Below are 18,132 nucleotides of genomic sequence, written 5' to 3'. Positions count from 1 at the left end.
CAGCTGAACAGAAATGAATTTTTGTTTGACAGATGCTAAAGTGTGATCCATAATACAATCCATACTAAACATATATGATTTATTGGAAGGGTGGATCACAAGTGACCAAGTTAAAGTTAAATGCTGCTTTGAAGAAGACAATTGGAATGGGGACTCTGACAGTGCTGTTTGCAATGACGCTTGCAGGCTGTGCCGGGTCGAACAATAACGCGGATAGCGGTAATTCCGCCAGCCCAAGTGCCAGTCCTGCTGCAACCGAAAGCACAAGTACAGCAGAGCCGGCCGCAGGAGGTACGTTTACCTATGGCCGTCCGGCGTCCGTAACCTCGTTTGATCTGCACAACCAGATCACTTCGAATAACGCATTTGCGATTGATAAAGTGTTTGAATCTTTGGTCGCTTTTGACAGCAAGGGAGAAATTAAGGATTTCCTTGCAGCCTCACATACCATCAGCGAGGACGGCTTAACGTATACCTTCGTTTTACGTGACGGGCTGAAATTCTCGGACGGTACACCTGTAACCGCAGAGGATGCAGTGTTCTCTCTGAACCGTCATTTGACTGTCGGCGGACCGCTGGCAATCTCGGCGAAGGTCGATTCTGTTAAGGCACAGGATGACAAGACACTGGTAATTACGCTTAAAGAGCCTTATACACCCTTCATCTCCGAGTTGTCGAACTTCTCGAATGGGATTATCCCGAATAACTTCGGCGGTGTAACGGAAGAGGAGTTCTTCAAGAAGCCTGTAGGTACGGGACCTTTCGTAATTGAGAGCTGGGATCCGGCAGGGGATGTAACCTTCACGAAGAACACAAACTACTGGCAGGAAGGCAAACCCTATCTCGATAAGCTCGTATACAAGCTGATTCAGGATGACAGCCAGGCCATCAACCAGCTGAAGGCTGGAGAAGTGGATGCGGTTGAAGCCCTGTCTCTGCAGAATGCCGGGGAAATCAAAGACGGCACGGATACTACTGTTGTCACTAATGGCAGCTGGGTAACAGAGCAGTTGTTCTTTAACACCCTGGATGAGCATTTCTCCGATATCCATGTCCGCCGCGCCCTGGCGCTGGCTCTGGACCGTGACGGCCTGACCAAGGCACTGACCTTCGGGTATGCCCAGACCGCTAATTCGCTGCTGCCGACGACTATTCCTTACAATGCCAATGATACAATCAAAGCGCTGAACTTTGATGTAGCCGCAGCGAAGGAAGAGCTTGCGAAGTCCGCCTTCCCTAACGGCTTCACCACGAAATTGCTGGTAGCTTCCGGCAACAGCACAAGAGCTCAGGAAGCCCAGATTATTCAGGCAGCCGGACAACAGATCGGCATCAAGATTGAGATTGAGTCCATTGAGCTGGCTACCTTCCGTGAACGCTTCTTCGCTTACGATTTCGCAGCCATGCTGAACAGCGGCCAGGCCGATTCACCGGAAGCCAATTCCATTCTGGCCTTCCAGACCGATCCGGAAGGCTTCAGCAAATCTTACTGGACGCATTACACGAATGACGATGTAACTAAGCTGCTGTATGAAGGCCAAAAAACCGCAGACGGCGACGCCCGTGCGGAGATCTACAGCAAGCTTCTGCAGACTCTGGCGGATGAGGTTCCTTACATTCCGCTGTACTACCCGGATATTCTGATCGGTGCCCGGTCTTCGGTAGACGGTCTTGTAGTTCTGCCTAACGGCAGCATCCGTCTGGAAGATGTCCGCATCAGCAAATGAGGAAATCCAGGCTAACCTTAACAGGTGCAGCTGGAAACAACGGTTCTTACAAGTGGCTGGGGACAGCCCTTGTAAGAGCCTTGCTTGTTATCCTCTGCGTAATGACGGCAGTCTTTTTCCTGATCCGGATTGTACCCGGCGATCCCGCCAAAATGATTCTCGGGGAATACAGTACACCTGAAGCGCTTAAGAACATGCACCATATACTGGGGCTGGACCTCCCGCTCTGGGAGCAGTTCATCCGGTTCATGAAGACGCTGTTCACTCAAGGCGATACCGGCAACTCCATTACTACAGGTATATCAACTAGAGAACTGATTGCTGAGCGTGCGCCTGTTACTCTGCTGCTGATTCTGCTGGCCAGTGTACTGGCGATTATCATCGCTTTGTTGCTTGCAGCCGCCGCTGCTACACATAAGGACCGGTTACTGGATCATCTGATCCGGATCTTTCCGGCAATCACTCTGGGTATGCCAATCTTCTGGGTTGGCATCCTTTTGATTTTGTTCTTCAGTGTCCGGTTAGGCTGGTTTCCGGTCGGGGGAGTGGGGCAGGGCTGGCGGGGGACGCTGCACAGTCTGGCGCTTCCGGCGGTCACCGTTGCTTTTTCGCAGATTCCTACACTGGTCCGCTCATTAAGAGCCCAGATGCTGGAGGTGCTGGAGTCTGACTTTGTTGTCACCCTGAAGGCTGCCGGAATCCCTGCGCGGGTGATTCTGTTTAAGCATGTTCTGCGTAACTCTGCACTGCCGACATTAATGCTGCTGGGGGTCAACATCTCTTATCTCATCGGAGGTACACTTGTGGTAGAGCAGGTATTCGGGATCAAGGGCATCGGCAGCCTCCTGTTCACCTCCATATCGAACCGGGACTTCCCTGTGATCCAAGGAATAGCGCTATATTGCGCTTTGTCCGTTGTGATTATCAGCCTGCTGATTGAAATTATCTCCTGGTGGCTTGATCCCAGAACGAAGGGACCCCAATGAAACCAATAACCATAGACCCGCAACTGCCGGAAGGCGGAGGGAACAAAGCTAAGCTGAGCCGGATCTGGAGCATTCCAACACTTCTGATCGGGATCCTTATGTTTGCAGTGCTTATTCTTCTCGCCTTGTTCATACCCTACTTAAGCCCTTATCATCCGTCTGAGCAGAATTTGAGCGCCTTTCTCCAGCCGCCGTCTGCTGCTCACTGGCTTGGAACGGATCAGCTGGGACGTGACTTGTTCACGAGACTGATCTACGCCGCCCGTACCGACCTGACCATAATGGTGCTGGCGGAGATTATTCCTTTCTGTACCGGTGTCTTTCTGGGAATGGTATCGGGGTATTACGGCAAATGGACTGACCGGGTGATATCGCTAGTGACGGATACTTTTATCGCATTCCCTTTTTATCTGATCGTTATTATTGTCGCCTTCGCCAGCGGTGCCGGGGAGCGGGGCATCTATATCACTTTCATTCTGGTCGGCTGGATTGTGTTCGCCCGTGTGGTCAGAGGACTCAGCGCTTCTTTCCGTGAACAGGAATGGGTGGCTTCCGCCAAGACGCTGGGACTGCCGGGTATCCGGATTCTGCTGCGTCATCTGCTGCCTAATGTGCTGCCGCAGGCGGTGGTTGTGCTGATGACCGACATGGTGGGGCTGCTGGTTGCCATTGTAACACTCGGGTATCTGGGGATCGGGATTGCCCCGCCGACTCCGGACTGGGGAACGATGATCTCGGATGGACAGCCGTTCATTACAACAGCCTGGTGGCTGTCGGCCGTGCCGGGGTTTGCCGTTGTATACACGGGAATTGCCCTGTCGCTGCTCGGGGACGGTCTGGCTGATTTTTGGAGGAAAAAATAATGTCTACACAACCTGTTCTCGCAATAGATTCACTGACACTCGCAGCCAAATCTAAAGAAATTCTGGTTAACAATGTAAGCTTCTCGCTTGCCCGCGGGGAAAGCCTGGGGCTGGTCGGGGAATCCGGCTCCGGCAAGTCGCTTACGCTGCGCGCTATCCTCGGCCTGCTTCCGCGCGGAGTGGAACAAACCGGCGGGGTAATCCGCAGCACTGTCAGCAGCGCAATGGTGTTCCAGGACCCGCGCGGTGCGCTGGACCCGCTCTGTCCGGTAGTGAAGCAGCTTACGGAGGTCGTCTATTACAGGCAAAAGCTAAGCCGAAAGGCTTCGCGGACGGTTGCGCTGGAGCTGCTGGAGCGGCTCGGCCTGCCGGAATCGTTACAACGGTCGGACAGGTATCCGAGCCAGCTGTCAGGCGGCCAGTGCCAGCGTGTTGTGATCGCCTTGGCCCTGGCCTGCAAGCCAGGCATTCTGCTCTGTGACGAGCCGACAACGGCACTCGATGTGACCGTTCAGCGGCAAATCATTGAGACTATTACCAGTCTGCAGCAGGAGCTGGGCTTTGCAATGGTCTTTGTCACCCACAATCTGGCGATAGCTGCTAATCTGTGTTCAAGATTGTATGTCATGAAGCGGGGACAGATCGTGGAGCATGGCGAGACGCTTGATCTGTTGCGGCATCCGGCGGATGCTTATACCCGGATGTTGATTGATTCGGTGCTTCCGCTGCCGGAGCTTGAAGGGGGCGGACAGGCATGGAATTAGCATTGCATGTGCAGGATTTGACGGTTCGTTACGGCGCCTTTACGGCGCTGGACCGGATTCAGCTGAAGCTGGAGCAGCATACCACACTCGGACTGGTAGGCGAGTCAGGTTCCGGGAAATCTACGCTGGCCCGGGTAATTGCCGGATTGATTGCTCCGGATGAAGGCAGAATTCTGCTCGGCCCGCAGGAGCTGCGCAAGAAGCGAAGCCGGGAGCAGTATAAGCAAATTCAGATGATCTTCCAGAATCCGGATGCTTCGCTGAATCCCAAGCATTCTATCCGCCAGATCCTGTCCGAGGCTTTATTGTTCCACCGGATTGTTGACCGTTCACAGGTTGAGAAGAGATGCCAAGAGCTGCTCAGCCGGGTTCAGCTGGAAGCGAAGGCGCTGGACCGGTATCCGCATGAATTCTCCGGCGGCCAGCGCCAGCGGATTGCCATCGCCCGGGCGTTAAGTGTTGAGCCCAGCCTGCTGATTGCCGATGAGCCGACCAGTGCGCTTGATGTATCTGTGCAGCGGAGTGTTCTGGAATTATTCCATACACTTAAGTCTGAGCTTGCGCTGACCGTACTGTTCATCTCCCATGATCTGGGGGTGATTCATGCAGTGAGCGATACTGTTGCAGTTATGCGGCAGGGGCAGCTGGTGGAGGTTAACGCTAAAGAACAGTTCTTCCGCCGTCCGGGGCATGAATACAGCCGGGAGCTGCTGTCAGCGGTTCCGAAGATGCCGCTTTAAGCAGACACGGCTTGGCATACCATTAGAGGACATCCCGTTTCTGCGGGAAACTATATAAGTAGCAATAAAGTAACTAACGAAAAGCAAAAAGGATCGGAGGGGGGAAATGGGAACTGGATGGAGCAGTAGCGTCAGCCTTTGTCACCGGATTTCAACCGCAGCCAGTAGCCCCCTGCTAAGAAAGAAGCCAGTCACGTAACGCTTGTTCAAGTGACTCAGCTTAGCGTTACGGACCTGAGAGACGTTAAGCTTGCGGAAAGTACCTGAGTGCCAGTCCTTGCGGACACCAGCGCCGTTATTTCACCGAAAAAGTGGAGTTAGCCCATGAAAAGCGGTGGATAAGGGCCGTCGTGTCCGTAAAAACGCCCAGATGGCCTATTTTGAGCGAATAAGGGCTGTGATGTCCATAAGGGTAAGAATTAGGTTTTATTTCACCCGAAGAGATGGGAATCGTCAACTATCCTTCTATTATTTCATGCAGGGTTGAGTACGTATCTTAAGTTCAGCTTATCTAATTCCATCAGGAGGTAATTATGAGCCAACAATATAAAGGTTATGTCCCGCTGACTTTAGCGGAGTTCAATCAATTAACAGAGCAGCTTTCCGTACTCTTAGCTACTGAGCATCCTGCGGTTATTATCCCGGGTGAAGCCATTCTGGGGATTGAAGCAGTTGCTGCGGGTATTGCTGCGCCAGGCCGGACAATATTGAATGTGGTGACCGGCCCGTACGGCAGCTTATTTGGGCAATGGCTTGAACGCGGCGGGGCGGCAGTGGCTGAGGTGAAAGTAAGCTTTGATGAGGTAGTCACTATAGAGAAGGTAGCTGCAGCCATTGAACAATTCCAGCCAGTCGCTATCTCCTTCGTGCAGGCCGAAGTGGTTACAGGCGGCTCTAATCCCGCAGAGGCAATCTTCCGGCTGGCCCGTCAGCATAATCTGATCACGGTGACCGATTCCGTCTCGGCTGTTGGCGGGGAGGCGCTGCTTGTCGATGAATGGGCCGTGGATTTCGCTGTAATCGGTGCACAAAAAGCGCTCGCCGGGCCGAACGGCATCAGTGCGGTCAGCATTTCCCCGCGCGGCTGGCAGTTCCTTGCCTCGAATGAACGGGCACCGCGTAATTCTATTCTGTCGCTGCTGGATTTGCAGCCAGCGCCGGATGGTGCCCCGCCGCTGCGTGTGCCGCCGAACATCCCTGTACTGGAAGCCAGAGCATTGATTCAGGCGCTGGCGCAGGTGGAAGATGAGGGCTTGCCGCAAGTCATCACCCGGCATGAACGCGCAGCTTCTGCGGCTGTAGCCGGGATTAGAGCATTAGGGCTTGAGCCGTGGCAGAAGAACAGCAGTCATTACTCCACGCTGACAACTACCGTGCGTATTCAGGGTGCAGACAAGCTGCTGATTAAACAGCCCATCGGTATCGTAGCACCGGGAGACGGAGAGCTATACGGCCAACTGCTGCGGATTAATCATTTCGGGCAGAATGCCAGCCGGGAAAGTGTGGAGACAGCTGTTCAGACATTGGCCGGACTGCTTGCACAGGATGCAGGCCCGGCTGTCCTGGCGGTCCGCACGGCATGGGGGGAATGAGCATGATCCTCAAGCAGCCGGAATCCCTAAGCTACAGCGGTATATATATCGCTGGCATAGCAGGCAAACGCTTTGACATCGAGATTAAGCAGGGACGGTTCTCAGCCATTAGTGAAGCCGGCACGGGAGCGGGGGCACTGCAGGAATTGTGGATCAGCCCGGGGATTATTGATCTGCATACCCATCTGGCCTGGACCGACTTTGACCACGCTGACCAGCTGAAGCGGGACAGCCGTGAGGTTGAACAGATGCAGGCCGAGGCCTTTGCTGCTACCTTGCGCACCGGGGTGACTACGGCGCGTGATGCCGGCGGGATTCTTCCCGTCACCATCCGGCATCTCGTGCAGCATTATCAGCAGCCGCTGCGGGTGCAGACCAGCAGTGAAATGCTGGGAGCAGCGGACGCCCTCGGCGTTAAGCATCTGGAGCAGCGGCTGAACGGAATCTATGCAACGGGAGCAGGCTGGATCAAGATTATGGCGACAGGCGGCTTAGGCTCACCTACCGAGAAGGTCACGGACCCGAATTTCTCTGAGGAGGAATTCACGTTCATTGTCCGGCATGCCCATGCACACGGGAAGAAGGTGCTCGTCCATACCTGGGGCGGTGTAACCATCGACTGGTCCAGCGCGGCTGGGGTAGAGTCCATTGAGCACGGGATGTTCCTGACCGCCGGTCAGGCTGGCCGGCTGGCCGAAGCGGGAGTAGCTTACGTGCCGACCGCTTCCATCTACCGGATCGCTGCCGATCCGAAGGGGGTGCTCGGGCTGCCCCCGGTCATCTGTGAGCGGGCCGCCCGGGCTTCTGATGCACATGCCGCTGCAATCGGGCATGCGCAGCGGGCAGGCGTCCGTCTCGGCTTCGGGACAGACTATGCCACCCCTTCGCTGCACGGCTATAATCTGCAGGAATTCGATACGCTGTTCGAATACGGTCTCAGCCGGACGGAGGCCTGGCGTTCGGCCACAGAGGACGCTGCAGTTATCCTCGGCAGCGGCAATGAGCTGGGCCGGATCGCTGAAGGCTATCTGGCCGATGCGGTCATCTATACCGCTGATCCGTATGAAGCGCGGAATGCGGAGGAGCTGCGGAAGAGCATCGTCACGGTGATCACCGGGGCGCTTTCTGCATCTTAACGGCTCTCCTGTCCGTAGCGCTACACCAAGTAGTCGCCTCTATTGGAATGGCAGATTCTGCTTCCATTCCAGATAGCAGGCGATTTTTTACGCCCATATGAGCGGCATTTCATTATTATCGCAAAGTTCAGCTTGACGTGTAATGCGTTTCACAAATTATAGTACAGAGGAACATTACACAAAGGGGCTGGACATAAATGAATACAAATCACAGAAAAATTGTCTTCATCGATATTGACGGAACATTACTCACAGAGGACGGAATTGTACCGGAATCAGCACAGCTGGCGTGCAGGCAAGCACGGGCGAACGGACATTTGCTGTACCTGTGTACGGGCCGCTCGAAAGCTGAAATCTATGATTCCATCTGGGAGATCGGGTTCGATGGCTTGATCGGCGCCGCAGGCGGTTATGTCGAGACCGGCAATGAAATGCTGTATCACAAAAAGGTTACTCCGGAAAATGTAAGATACCTGGTCGATTACTTCAACGCAAACAACGTGGATTTCATTCTGGAATCCAACAACGGCCTTTACGGAAGCCGTAATCTGCAGCCGCATCTGGAGCGCAGAATTTACGGGGACCTGCTGAATGATCCGGCAGCACAGGAGAGAAAGCTGCAGTCGCCGCATCCGTACATTGCCACCTTGGTTTACGGGGAAGAGAGTATGGTAGTGGATGATGTCAACAAAGTGTGCTTCCTCGAAAGCAGCCTGCCCTTCAGCCAGATTGAGGCGGAGTTGGCAGAGCGCTTCACGGCGATTCAGTGTTCCATTCCAATCTTTGGCGCGGACAGCGGAGAACTGATGATTCCGGGCATCCATAAGGCGTCAGCTATTGCCGATTTGCTGGTCCACTTGAACATTCCGGTTGAAGACAGTATGGCCATCGGCGACGGTCTTAACGATCTGGAGATGCTGGGATTTTGCCGGGTGGGGGTTGCAATGGGCAATGCCCGGGAACAGCTCAAAGCCATCGCCGACGATGTAACAGACAGCATAGAAGCGGACGGACTCTATAATTGCTTCTTGAAATACGGGCTGATCTCCGCCTGATTCATCCATTGATTGCTTTCAAACGGGTTGCCTTAAGGATGAACGAATGGTAGAATGCAAGTAATTGAACGAATGGAGCTGAGCAGTATAGTGTAGAATTTTCTTGCAGGATATAAAAGAATAAAACCGTTCGGCGCAGTTTATTTGGCGCGCGTTTTATGCTTTATATGCAGGAAGGTTACTACATCTTATCACTCAGACCAATATATCCTTACCCGGGGTCCGTTTATTTTGCTGGACCGGGTTTGCTGTATTTATTTGAGCTGTAAGAAGATAACCTTCTTGCAGCTTTTATTTTTGGATACAGGAGGATATTTATATGTCTTTGATCAATGTGAGCAATCTGACGTTTGCCTATGAGGGCACATACGATAATATTTTTGAACAGGTGAATTTCCAGCTGGATACGGATTGGAAGCTGGGCTTCACCGGCCGGAACGGGCGGGGCAAGACGACCTTCCTGAATCTGCTGCTTGGTAAATACGAATACAGCGGAACGATCTCCGCGAAGGTGAGCTTTGAATACTTCCCGTTTCCGGTTGCGGACAAATCGAGCCTGACTATCGATGTCATTAGTGAGATTGATCCGGATTATGTGCACTGGCAGCTGCTGCGTGAGCTTAATCTGCTGAAGGTTGCCGAGGATGTGCTGTACCGGCCGTTTGATTCCTTGTCGAACGGAGAGCAGACGAAGGTGCTGCTGGCGGCATTGTTCATTAAGGAGAACAGCTTCCTGCTGATTGACGAACCGACCAACCATCTCGATATGAAGGCGCGCCAGCTGGTCAGTGACTATCTCAGCACGAAGAGCGGGTATATTCTGGTCTCGCATGACCGGGCCTTCCTTGATAACTGCGTAGACCATATTCTGTCAATCAACAAGACGAATATCGAGATTCAAAAGGGAAATTTCAGCAGCTGGTGGGAGAATAAGACGCGTCAGGATAACTTCGAGCTGGCAGAAGACGAGAAGCTGCGGAAAGATATCAAGCGGTTAGCAGGTTCTTCGAAGCGGACCGGCGGCTGGGCGCATGAGGTGGAGAAGTCCAAGAACGGCACACGTAACTCCGGCTCCAAGCTGGATAAGGGATATGTCGGCCACAAGGCGGCAAAAATGATGAAGCGCTCGAAATCCATCCAGCAGCGGCAGGAGTCGGCTATTGCCGAGAAGTCGAAGCTGCTCCGCAATCTGGAAAGCTCCGACAGCCTGGAAATCTCGCAGCTTCCGTATCATAAACAGCAGCTCGTGGAGCTGGATGACATATCTGTTCAGTATGGCGGCCGGACAGCGTGTGAGCATGTAAGCTTTACGATTGAGCAGGGTGACCGGATTGCCCTGTCCGGCATTAACGGTTCAGGGAAATCAAGTCTGCTGAAGCTGATCTGCGGGGAGAATATCACCCATACAGGCAGCCTGCGGAAGGACAGCCAGCTTGCAATCTCCTATGTATCCCAGGATACTTCCCATCTGCAGGGCAGCCTGAGCGAATACGCCTATGAGCAGGGGATTGACGAGAGCCTGTTCAAATCGATTCTGCGCAAGCTGGATTTCTCGCGGCTGCAGTTCGAGAAAGACATGTCCACATACAGCGGCGGGCAGAAGAAGAAGGTACTGATTGCCGCCAGCCTCAGCGAGAAAGTGCATCTGCATGTGTGGGATGAGCCGCTGAACTTTGTCGATGTCATCTCCCGGATGCAGATTGAAGAGCTGCTGCTGGAATATGAGCCGACGATTCTGTTCGTGGAGCATGACCGGGAATTCTGCGGGAATATAGCTACCAAGCATTATAGTTTAGACTAGACCCTTTCAAATCTGTACCGGAAGCTCGTACTTCTCCTTCAGGCGTTTGATGTCTGTCCGCGGAGGAGCGCCGAACATCCGGGAATATTCACGGCTGAACTGTGAGGCGCTTTCGTAACCGACGCGGAAGGCCACATCGGCAGCATCTGCTGACTCTGCGAGCAGCAGGCGGCGGGCTTCCTGCAGGCGCAGCTGCTTCTGGAACTGGATCGGGCTCATCGCTGTAACCTCTTTGAAATGCCGGTGGAATGCGGATACACTCATATTAGCAATGTCGGCCAACTCGTCTATCCGCAGCGCCTCGGCACTATGGCTGATGATCTGCTCAATGGCTTCTCTGATCCGGTAAGTGCTGCTGCCTTCCATGGCAATCTGGGCGAGGGTTACACCGTAAGGGCCTTGAAGCAGCTTATATAGTATTTCCTTCGTATACAGCGGAGCAAGGAACGGAATGTCTTTGGGAGTATCAAGCAATCGGGCCAGCCGGAGAATGGCATCCAGCAGCGAGGTGCCGATGTAGCCGACAAACAGCGCCCGCCGGGCGTTCTCCCGGGTAACAATCTGCAGCTGTGTTTCATGCAGAACCTCCAGAATCTGACTCTGCGTGAACTCCAGCTTGAAGCTTAAATATGGGATCTCGGGAGATGCCTTGATTACCTGGCCGACTACAGGCAGATTCATGGAAGCTACCAGGAAGTCGGCAGGGGTGTAGACAAAATGCTCCTGTGCCAGCATGATCTCCTTCACGCCTTGCGCTATAAAGCACATGCAGGGATTATATACTCTGTAAGCCGGCTCACTCGCCTTGGAGTAACGGATGAAAAACAGCGCGGGAACAGCGGTCTCGAAAGCCCCGTCCCGGCCGGTGTGCTGCTCAATCAGCCGGCACAGCTCATTCTTTTTCGTAACAATTTCTTCGGTCACTGGGGAGCCTCCTCAACGTCTGGATAACCTATTCTTCTTCAATTGGGCTAAGCCAGAGTGCTCTTCGGAAGCGCCGACTTAGCTTAACATGGTTTCATTATAGGGCATTTGCGGCGGAAGTGTTAATGGGAGCAGGAGGAATAGGCAATCATCTGCAACTATTGTGATAACGGGTTTCTGCTATCTGCATGCACAATAAGAGAAGAGTAATTCATCAAGTTGCTGTAAGTTCTGGTCGATCACAACTGTGTCGAAAGAAGTTACAGCCTTCAAATTGTATGGTGGAAGGCGGGGACTGAGATCATGGATTATGTAAAGCTTGGCCGCAGCGGGCTGGACGTCTCACGGATATGCCTCGGTTGTATGAGCTACGGGGTGCCGGAACGCGGAATGGCCCCGTGGTCGCTTAATGAAGCAGAGAGCCGGCCGTTCATCAAGCGGGCGCTGGAGCTTGGGATTAACTTCTTTGATACGGCCAATATCTACTCAGACGGAACCAGTGAGGAAATTGTGGGACGGGCCCTGAAGGAAATGACAAGCCGGGATGAAGTGGTCATTGCGACCAAGGTGTTCTTCCGGATGCGTCCTGGACCGAACGGCGGCGGATTGTCCCGCAAGGCCATTATGAGCGAAATCGATCACAGCCTGAAACGGCTTGGAACCGACTACGTCGATCTGTATCAGATTCACCGCTTTGATCAGGCTACACCAGTTGAAGAGACGATGGAAGCCCTGCATGATGTGGTGAAGGCCGGCAAAGCCCGCTACATTGGCGCATCCTCCATGTATGCCTGGCAGTTCCAGAAGGCACAGCATGTAGCCGGGAGCAACAACTGGACGAAATTCGTCTCCATGCAGAATCTGCTCAATCTGCTCTACCGGGAAGAAGAACGGGAGATGCTGCCGCTCTGCCGTGAAGAGGGGGTTGGCGTTATCCCCTGGAGTCCGCTGGCCCGAGGCCGGCTGACCCGGGACTATAACGAACAGACCGCCCGTTCCGAGCTGGATCAGGTGGGTAAGGCCTTTTACTCGCAGATGGCTGAAGCGGACCGGCTCATTATTGAACGGGCTGCTGAAATTGCCGCAGGGCGGAATATTCCGCGTGCACAGGTCGCGCTGGCCTGGGTGCTGCAGCAGGAGGGTGTTACTGCGCCAATCATCGGCGCTACCAAGCTGCAGCATCTGGAGGACGCGGCCGCTGCACTTACTGTGAAGCTGGACGCAGAGGAAACAGCAAGTCTGGAAGAGCCTTATGTACCGCATCCGATTATGGGGAATCTAAGCTAAGAAGCCGGAATGCCGGCAAATTTAGGAGGGAACGACATTGGAATATACGAAACTTGGTAATACCGGTCTTGATGTCTCCAGACTGTGTCTGGGCTGTATGAGCTTTGGCGATGCCAAGCGCTGGAATCATCCATGGCTGCTGGAAGAGGAGACGAGCCGGACCATCATCAAGGAAGCGCTGAACAGCGGCATTAACTTTTTTGATACAGCGAATGTCTACGCAGACGGAACCAGTGAAGAAATGGTTGGACGGGCCTTGAAGGATATGGCTAACCGTGATGAGATTGTCCTGGCGACCAAAGTATTCTTCCGTATGCATGAAGGGCCGAATGGAGCAGGTCTGTCCCGTAAGGCGATTATGAGTGAAATTGACAACAGCCTGAAACGGCTGGGAACGGATTACGTCGATCTGTACCAGATTCACCGGTGGGATTATAATACGCCGATTGAGGAAACGATGGAAGCCCTGCATGATGTTGTAAAAGCCGGCAAAGCCCGCTACATTGGCGCTTCGGCGATGTATGCCTGGCAGTTCCAGAAGGCGCTGCATGTTGCAGAAATGAATGGCTGGACCAGGTTCGTCTCGATGCAGAACCATCTGAATCTCATCTACCGGGAAGAGGAACGTGAGATGCTGCCGCTATGCAAGGAGGAGGGCATCGCTGTAATTCCTTACAGTCCGCTGGCTTCCGGCCGGCTGACCCGGGACTGGGCAGAATCCACTTTGCGTTCGGAAACTGACCAGGTGCAGAAATCCAAATATGATGCTACCGCAGATACGGACCGCCTGATCGTCGAGCAGGTGGCTGCCATTGCTGCGGAGCGCGGGATTCCGCGCATCCATGTTGCACTGGCCTGGGTGCTGCAGAAGCAGCCAGTGACGGCGCCGATTATCGGGGCAACGAAGCTGTCGCATCTTACTGATGCGGTAGGAGCTCTCGATATTCAGCTGACACCTGAAGAAATTACACGGCTGGAAGAGCATTACGTGCCGCATCCGGTTGTAGGAGCCCTATAAGCGCAATCCTTCAGCAGACAACTTAATCAGAACATTACATTGAGCGCGTGCCGGTATGATTCCGGTGCGTGCTTTTTGCATTATACAGAAAATAATACAATGCCCAAAATGTGACTAACAGTGAAGAGACGGCTTAAGAATTTAAGGACAGTAGCGTCTGGTGCCTGAAGTCCGGATTCACTGAAATAATTGGATTTTCTACACTTGCTGCGCCATCAGCGGGGTGACAGTCAAACAGCAGGTGGAAAAAGAGCACTTAATTTGCGGCAAAGCGCCCAAAGTAGGGGAAACGTGAGAAATTAAATGACATTTATCCACTTAATATACTAAAAGAAGCCAAAATCAAAAAATTAAGATACGTTTGTCCACTTAAAGTCATCTCCACAGCTACCCGAACAACGTCAACCAGTGTGCCGGATAACATCAGCCAGCACGATGAAGCAGTTAAACAGCAGGAGCACCATCGCTGGCACATCGAGCAGCAGCCAAACTAACGTAGGGCATCCGGGCGAACACGCCCTGAGGGCGATTGTGTTCTGTCCCTCATCCCAATAGTAAGCGCTTCAAAAGATCAAATCAGAGCGATAGATATCCAACCGTTGTTATATAGGCGGCCTCCAGCATTCCTAATATGATAGAAGTATCAAGGGGGGAGACAATTGTACAACAAATTCTACAAGTACCGGTGGCAATATTTGATGATCCTGCCCGGGGTAATCCTGCTGTTTCTGTTCAGTTATATCCCCATGGCCGGGATTCAGGTTGCCTTCAAGGATTTCCAAATCGGCACCTCGATCTGGAACAGCGCGTGGGTGGGCTTCGGCAACTTCTCATTCCTGGAAGACCCGCAGTTTCTGACCGTAGTCCAGAATACGCTGTATATTTCGGTGCTGAAGTTCATCTTCGGCTTCCCGGCTCCGATTCTGCTGGCGCTTCTGATCAATGAGGTTACCCGTCCGGTGTTCAAGCGTTTTGTCCAGTCGGTCAGCTATTTGCCGCATTTCTTCTCGTGGATTGTAGTCGCCTATATCCTACAGTCCTTTCTGACGCTGGACGGGGGACTGGTCAATCAGTTCATCGGGAAGGCAGGGGGCGAACCGGTCTTTTTCCTGGGCTCAACAGAGTGGTTCCGGCCAATGGTCGTGTTCAGCGGACTATGGAAAGAAACCGGCTGGAATACGATCCTATATCTGGCGGCTATTACAACGATTGATCCGCAGCTGTATGAATCGGCCAAGGTTGAAGGTGCCGGCAAGCTGGCCCAGATCCGCCATATCACGCTTCCGGGAATTATGCCGACGATCTCCATCGTGCTGATTCTAAGTATTCCCAGCTTAATCACAGTGGGAATGGATCAGATCTATCCGCTGATGAACTCTGCCAACCAGAGTGTTGCGGATGTCCTCGATACTTATATTCTCCGCAACGGCTTACAGCAGGGGTACTTCGGAATGGCGACGGCTGTAGGCCTCCTGTCATCGCTAATCAGCCTGACGCTGGTCGTATCCACAAATCAGCTATCCAGAAAACTTAACGGGGAAGGACTGTGGTGACAACAAATGAAGGCAAGCCGAGGTGAAAAAATAGCGGAATACATCATTGTTGCACTGCTCGCCTTATTGTGTATATCGGTGTTGTATCCGTTCCTGTACATGCTGGCCATCTCGCTGAATGACGGGGCCGACGCCGCCAAAGGCGGAGTGTACCTCTGGCCGCGCAATTTCACACTGATCAACTACGAGATCGTGCTCGGCAACGAGACCATCCGCCATTCTTATCTGATTACCGTGGGCAGAACTGTTATCGGCACCATAGGCGGACTGCTGGTTACCCTGCTGGTGGCCTTCGGCCTCTCTTACCGGGGGCTTCCGTTGCGGAGTACGATACTCAGCTACATTCTGCTGACGATGCTGTTCAGCGGCGGGCTGGTACCCTTTTACATCCAGCTGAATCATCTCGGTCTGATCAATACGTTCTGGGTATATATTCTGCCGGGACTGTTCTCCGTCTGGAATATGTTCGTCATGCTGAAATTCATTCAGGGCATTCCGGAAGCGCTTGTGGAATCGGCGGAGCTGGATGGGGCAGGGCCGGTGCGCATCCTTATGCAGATTATTGTCCCGTTATCCAAACCGATGCTTGCCGCTCTCGGCCTGTTCACCGCAGTGGGCCATTGGAATGACTGGTTCGCCGGAGCGTTCTTCGTCACCAAGCAGGATCTGATTCCCGTGCAGACCTTCCTGCAGCAGCTGCTCTCGGCGCAGGACCTGTCGGCGGTGCTCGGCTCCAACAACAATCAGGAGGCACTGGCCCGCAGCTCGCAGATGAAGAATATTACGCTGATGTCGATCAAAATGGCCGTTGTGATGGTCAGCGCACTGCCGATCCTCTGTGTATATCCTTTTCTGCAGAAATATTTCGTCAAGGGCGTTCTCCTGGGATCGGTGAAAGGGTGAGCCGGTTAGGCAACCCGCAATAGCTAGCCATAGTTCTATAATGCAGTACAATAACAGTACAGGGGGAGTATTACAGTGAAAATCAAACAAGTCCGGCTTGCAGCTCTAACTATGACGGCCATGCTGGCCATCGTCAGCGGATGTTCCGGTTCCGGAGGGAATGCGGCGGTCAACGACAGCGGTACAGCGAATGAAACGGCGGCTCCACAGACGTCCAGCAGTTCTACCGCCTTCAATCTCTGGCTTGGCTGGACGGCTACCATCAATAACGACAGTCTGGTGCAGAAATATTGGCGGGAGCAGGAGCCCGGGGTTGATGTGAAGCTGGAGGGCACTCAGGGCGATGCAATGACAGCGCTTAACCTGAAGATCAATACAGGCGGATTTGAGGATGCAGCGATCTTCAGCCGGAACGAAACGGTAAAAAGCGCGATGCGGCGCTCCAAACAGGTGCTGCCGGTAGAGCAATACTTCGAGATGCCGGATAAATATCCGGGCCTGGCTGCAATTCCGAAGCCATATCTCGAGCTGATGAAGGATGAAGACGGTCATATCTGGTCCATCCCGACCTGGTTCGACCAGAATCCGGAAGACCCTTGGCCGGGCTGGGCCTCTCAAGGCTGGATCGTCAGAACGGATGTGCTGGAGAAAGCGGGTATGACCAAGGCTGATTTGTCCACGCTGGATGGAATCGAGACCTTCCTGAAGAAAGCGGCAGAACAGAAGGATGCCTCAGGCAAAGCCCTTCTCCCGATGTCCTTTCTGATGGATACGAATGATTCCCTCGGCTGGAGTGATGAGAATGCGATTCTGACAGCGTTCGGAGTCAGCACCGGCGGCAACGGCATCCAGAAGCAGGGCGATCAATTTGTCTTCGCATATGATGATCCGAACTATAAGGCAGCCTATCAATGGATGAATAAGCTGTACCGGGAGAAGCTGATCGATCCTGAGGTAGTAACGAACAAGGCCGAGCAGTATATGGAGAAGAATAAATCCGGCCGGGTCGCACTGAATGTAGGCAGCTTCTGGAACATTAACGCCTCAGCCTGGGAGACACTGGACGGTCCTACAGAGCCGGGCTGGTTCTATGAGGTTATTCCTTTTCCGCAAGTACCGGGGGTAGAGAAGCTCGGCATCAACCAGGTGACGAATCCGAATCCGGGTTACGATGTCTACATCAGCCAGAAGACGAAGAACCTGGAGGCCATTCTGAAATTCCTCGATTACACGCTGCAGCCGAAGCCTGAACAGCAGCAGGTGATTAATGAAGGTCCGGCCGGTTTGTACTGGGACTGGGTGGATCAGCCGCTGGGCAAATGGAAGTTCACGGATGAGACCTACAAAGAGGGACGCAATTCCGGTGATACTGCCCAGAAGGCGAAGGTTACGCCGGAGCTGTACATGGCCTCCTCCTACAGCAACGAGTGGTATCCGTGGTGGAATACGGAGGACGGAGGAAAAGCAGGTGCGGCCAAGACGATTCAGTTCACCGAAGCTATCGGGAAGATGGGAACCATCCGTGTAGCTGAGCCGTATGATCTGGTCGAGGTAAAGCAGGGCGGATTATGGGAGAAATATACGCTGGAGCTGGAGAACATCCGCAAGGAATACCGGGCTAAGGTACTCATGGCCAAAGATGATGCCAAGTTCGAAGCGGAGTGGAATGAGTTCCAGGAAGCACTGGAGAAACGCGGACACTGGAGTGAAGTCAAGGCCGAGTGGCTTACTGTCTACCAGGAAGAAATGCAGGCCAGCGGTCAGCAATAATCTATTACGGAGC

General features: G+C 53.3%; 15 protein-coding genes. 14 read left to right on the top strand and 1 reads right to left on the bottom strand.

Annotated features, from left to right (window positions below):
* The first annotated feature begins 146 nt into the window (after positions 1-146).
* From LOS79_RS08650 to LOS79_RS08610, 9 genes are all read left to right on the top strand, one after another.
* On the top strand, positions 147-1,727 hold the full coding sequence (locus LOS79_RS08650) for an ABC transporter substrate-binding protein (RefSeq protein WP_315418197.1): 1,581 nt from the start codon (positions 147-149) through the stop codon (positions 1,725-1,727).
* Positions 1,724-2,713 carry an ABC transporter permease gene (locus LOS79_RS08645; RefSeq protein WP_315418195.1) on the top strand — a complete coding sequence of 330 codons (990 nt, stop codon included), beginning with the start codon at positions 1,724-1,726 and terminating at the stop codon, positions 2,711-2,713. Before LOS79_RS08650 ends, LOS79_RS08645 begins: the two co-directional genes overlap by 4 nt.
* Positions 2,710-3,576 carry an ABC transporter permease gene (locus LOS79_RS08640; protein WP_315418193.1) on the top strand — a complete coding sequence of 289 codons (867 nt, stop codon included), beginning with the start codon at positions 2,710-2,712 and terminating at the stop codon, positions 3,574-3,576. Before LOS79_RS08645 ends, LOS79_RS08640 begins: the two co-directional genes overlap by 4 nt.
* On the top strand, positions 3,576-4,340 hold the full coding sequence (locus LOS79_RS08635; RefSeq protein ID WP_315418191.1) for an ABC transporter ATP-binding protein: 765 nt from the start codon (positions 3,576-3,578) through the stop codon (positions 4,338-4,340). Before LOS79_RS08640 ends, LOS79_RS08635 begins: the two co-directional genes overlap by 1 nt.
* Complete coding sequence (locus LOS79_RS08630) at positions 4,331-5,080, top strand: ABC transporter ATP-binding protein (protein ID WP_315418189.1); 750 nt, start codon at positions 4,331-4,333, stop codon at positions 5,078-5,080. The genes LOS79_RS08635 and LOS79_RS08630 overlap by 10 nt, the downstream gene beginning before the upstream one ends.
* A 533-nt stretch (positions 5,081-5,613) precedes the next feature.
* Entirely contained in the window at positions 5,614-6,672 is a 1,059-nt protein-coding gene (locus LOS79_RS08625) for a pyridoxal-phosphate-dependent aminotransferase family protein (RefSeq protein ID WP_315418187.1), read from the top strand.
* A gap of 2 nt (positions 6,673-6,674) precedes the next feature.
* A complete protein-coding gene (locus LOS79_RS08620; RefSeq protein WP_315418184.1) occupies positions 6,675-7,808 on the top strand; it encodes an amidohydrolase family protein in 1,134 nt (377 codons plus the stop codon).
* A 197-nt stretch (positions 7,809-8,005) separates the two neighbouring features.
* Positions 8,006-8,863 (top strand): Cof-type HAD-IIB family hydrolase, encoded by an 858-nt coding sequence (locus LOS79_RS08615; protein ID WP_315418182.1) that lies wholly within the window; start codon positions 8,006-8,008, stop codon positions 8,861-8,863.
* Positions 8,864-9,182: 319 nt separating this feature from the next.
* On the top strand, positions 9,183-10,664 hold the full coding sequence (locus LOS79_RS08610) for an Lsa family ABC-F type ribosomal protection protein (RefSeq protein ID WP_315418180.1): 1,482 nt from the start codon (positions 9,183-9,185) through the stop codon (positions 10,662-10,664).
* 6 nt (positions 10,665-10,670) lie between these two features.
* Here the strand turns inward: LOS79_RS08610 and LOS79_RS08605 are convergent, their stop codons facing one another.
* Positions 10,671-11,588: an AraC family transcriptional regulator gene (locus LOS79_RS08605; RefSeq protein ID WP_315418178.1), complete on the bottom strand. Its 918-nt coding sequence runs from the start codon at positions 11,586-11,588 to the stop codon at positions 10,671-10,673.
* 303 nt (positions 11,589-11,891) lie between these two features.
* Between LOS79_RS08605 and LOS79_RS08600 the strand changes: the two genes are divergently transcribed.
* The 5 genes from LOS79_RS08600 to LOS79_RS08580 all read left to right on the top strand — a co-directional run bounded on the left by LOS79_RS08600 (position 11,892) and on the right by LOS79_RS08580 (position 18,119).
* Positions 11,892-12,875 (top strand): aldo/keto reductase, encoded by a 984-nt coding sequence (locus tag LOS79_RS08600; RefSeq protein WP_315418175.1) that lies wholly within the window; start codon positions 11,892-11,894, stop codon positions 12,873-12,875.
* Between the two features lie 37 nt (positions 12,876-12,912).
* The gene (locus tag LOS79_RS08595) at positions 12,913-13,893 is read left to right on the top strand and encodes an aldo/keto reductase (RefSeq protein ID WP_315418173.1); all 981 of its coding nucleotides are present in this window, start codon (positions 12,913-12,915) and stop codon (positions 13,891-13,893) included.
* Positions 13,894-14,552: 659 nt separating this feature from the next.
* Complete coding sequence (locus tag LOS79_RS08590) at positions 14,553-15,446, top strand: ABC transporter permease (protein ID WP_315418170.1); 894 nt, start codon at positions 14,553-14,555, stop codon at positions 15,444-15,446.
* 6 nt (positions 15,447-15,452) lie between these two features.
* On the top strand, positions 15,453-16,349 hold the full coding sequence (locus LOS79_RS08585) for a carbohydrate ABC transporter permease (protein WP_315418167.1): 897 nt from the start codon (positions 15,453-15,455) through the stop codon (positions 16,347-16,349).
* 75 nt (positions 16,350-16,424) lie between these two features.
* Complete coding sequence (locus tag LOS79_RS08580; RefSeq protein ID WP_315418165.1) at positions 16,425-18,119, top strand: type 2 periplasmic-binding domain-containing protein; 1,695 nt, start codon at positions 16,425-16,427, stop codon at positions 18,117-18,119.
* The last annotated feature ends 13 nt before the right edge of the window (positions 18,120-18,132 follow it).

It is taken from the genome of Paenibacillus sp. MMS20-IR301 (assembly GCF_032302195.1).
Taxonomy (GTDB): Bacteria; Bacillota; Bacilli; order Paenibacillales; family Paenibacillaceae; genus Paenibacillus_AQ.
This window is presented reverse-complemented; position numbering and strand designations above follow the sequence as displayed.

What these genes read in the sequence shown, in the direction of transcription:
- LOS79_RS08650 (WP_315418197.1), top strand. Translation starts at nt 147, where the DNA reads ATGGGGACTCTGACAGTGCTGTTTGCAATGACGCTTGCAGGCTGTGCC.
- LOS79_RS08645 (WP_315418195.1), top strand. Translation starts at nt 1,724, where the DNA reads ATGAGGAAATCCAGGCTAACCTTAACAGGTGCAGCTGGAAACAACGGT.
- LOS79_RS08640 (WP_315418193.1), top strand. Translation starts at nt 2,710, where the DNA reads ATGAAACCAATAACCATAGACCCGCAACTGCCGGAAGGCGGAGGGAAC.
- LOS79_RS08635 (WP_315418191.1), top strand. Translation starts at nt 3,576, where the DNA reads ATGTCTACACAACCTGTTCTCGCAATAGATTCACTGACACTCGCAGCC.
- LOS79_RS08630 (WP_315418189.1), top strand. Translation starts at nt 4,331, where the DNA reads ATGGAATTAGCATTGCATGTGCAGGATTTGACGGTTCGTTACGGCGCC.
- LOS79_RS08625 (WP_315418187.1), top strand. Translation starts at nt 5,614, where the DNA reads ATGAGCCAACAATATAAAGGTTATGTCCCGCTGACTTTAGCGGAGTTC.
- LOS79_RS08620 (WP_315418184.1), top strand. Translation starts at nt 6,675, where the DNA reads ATGATCCTCAAGCAGCCGGAATCCCTAAGCTACAGCGGTATATATATC.
- LOS79_RS08615 (WP_315418182.1), top strand. Translation starts at nt 8,006, where the DNA reads ATGAATACAAATCACAGAAAAATTGTCTTCATCGATATTGACGGAACA.
- LOS79_RS08610 (WP_315418180.1), top strand. Translation starts at nt 9,183, where the DNA reads ATGTCTTTGATCAATGTGAGCAATCTGACGTTTGCCTATGAGGGCACA.
- LOS79_RS08600 (WP_315418175.1), top strand. Translation starts at nt 11,892, where the DNA reads ATGGATTATGTAAAGCTTGGCCGCAGCGGGCTGGACGTCTCACGGATA.
- LOS79_RS08585 (WP_315418167.1), top strand. Translation starts at nt 15,453, where the DNA reads ATGAAGGCAAGCCGAGGTGAAAAAATAGCGGAATACATCATTGTTGCA.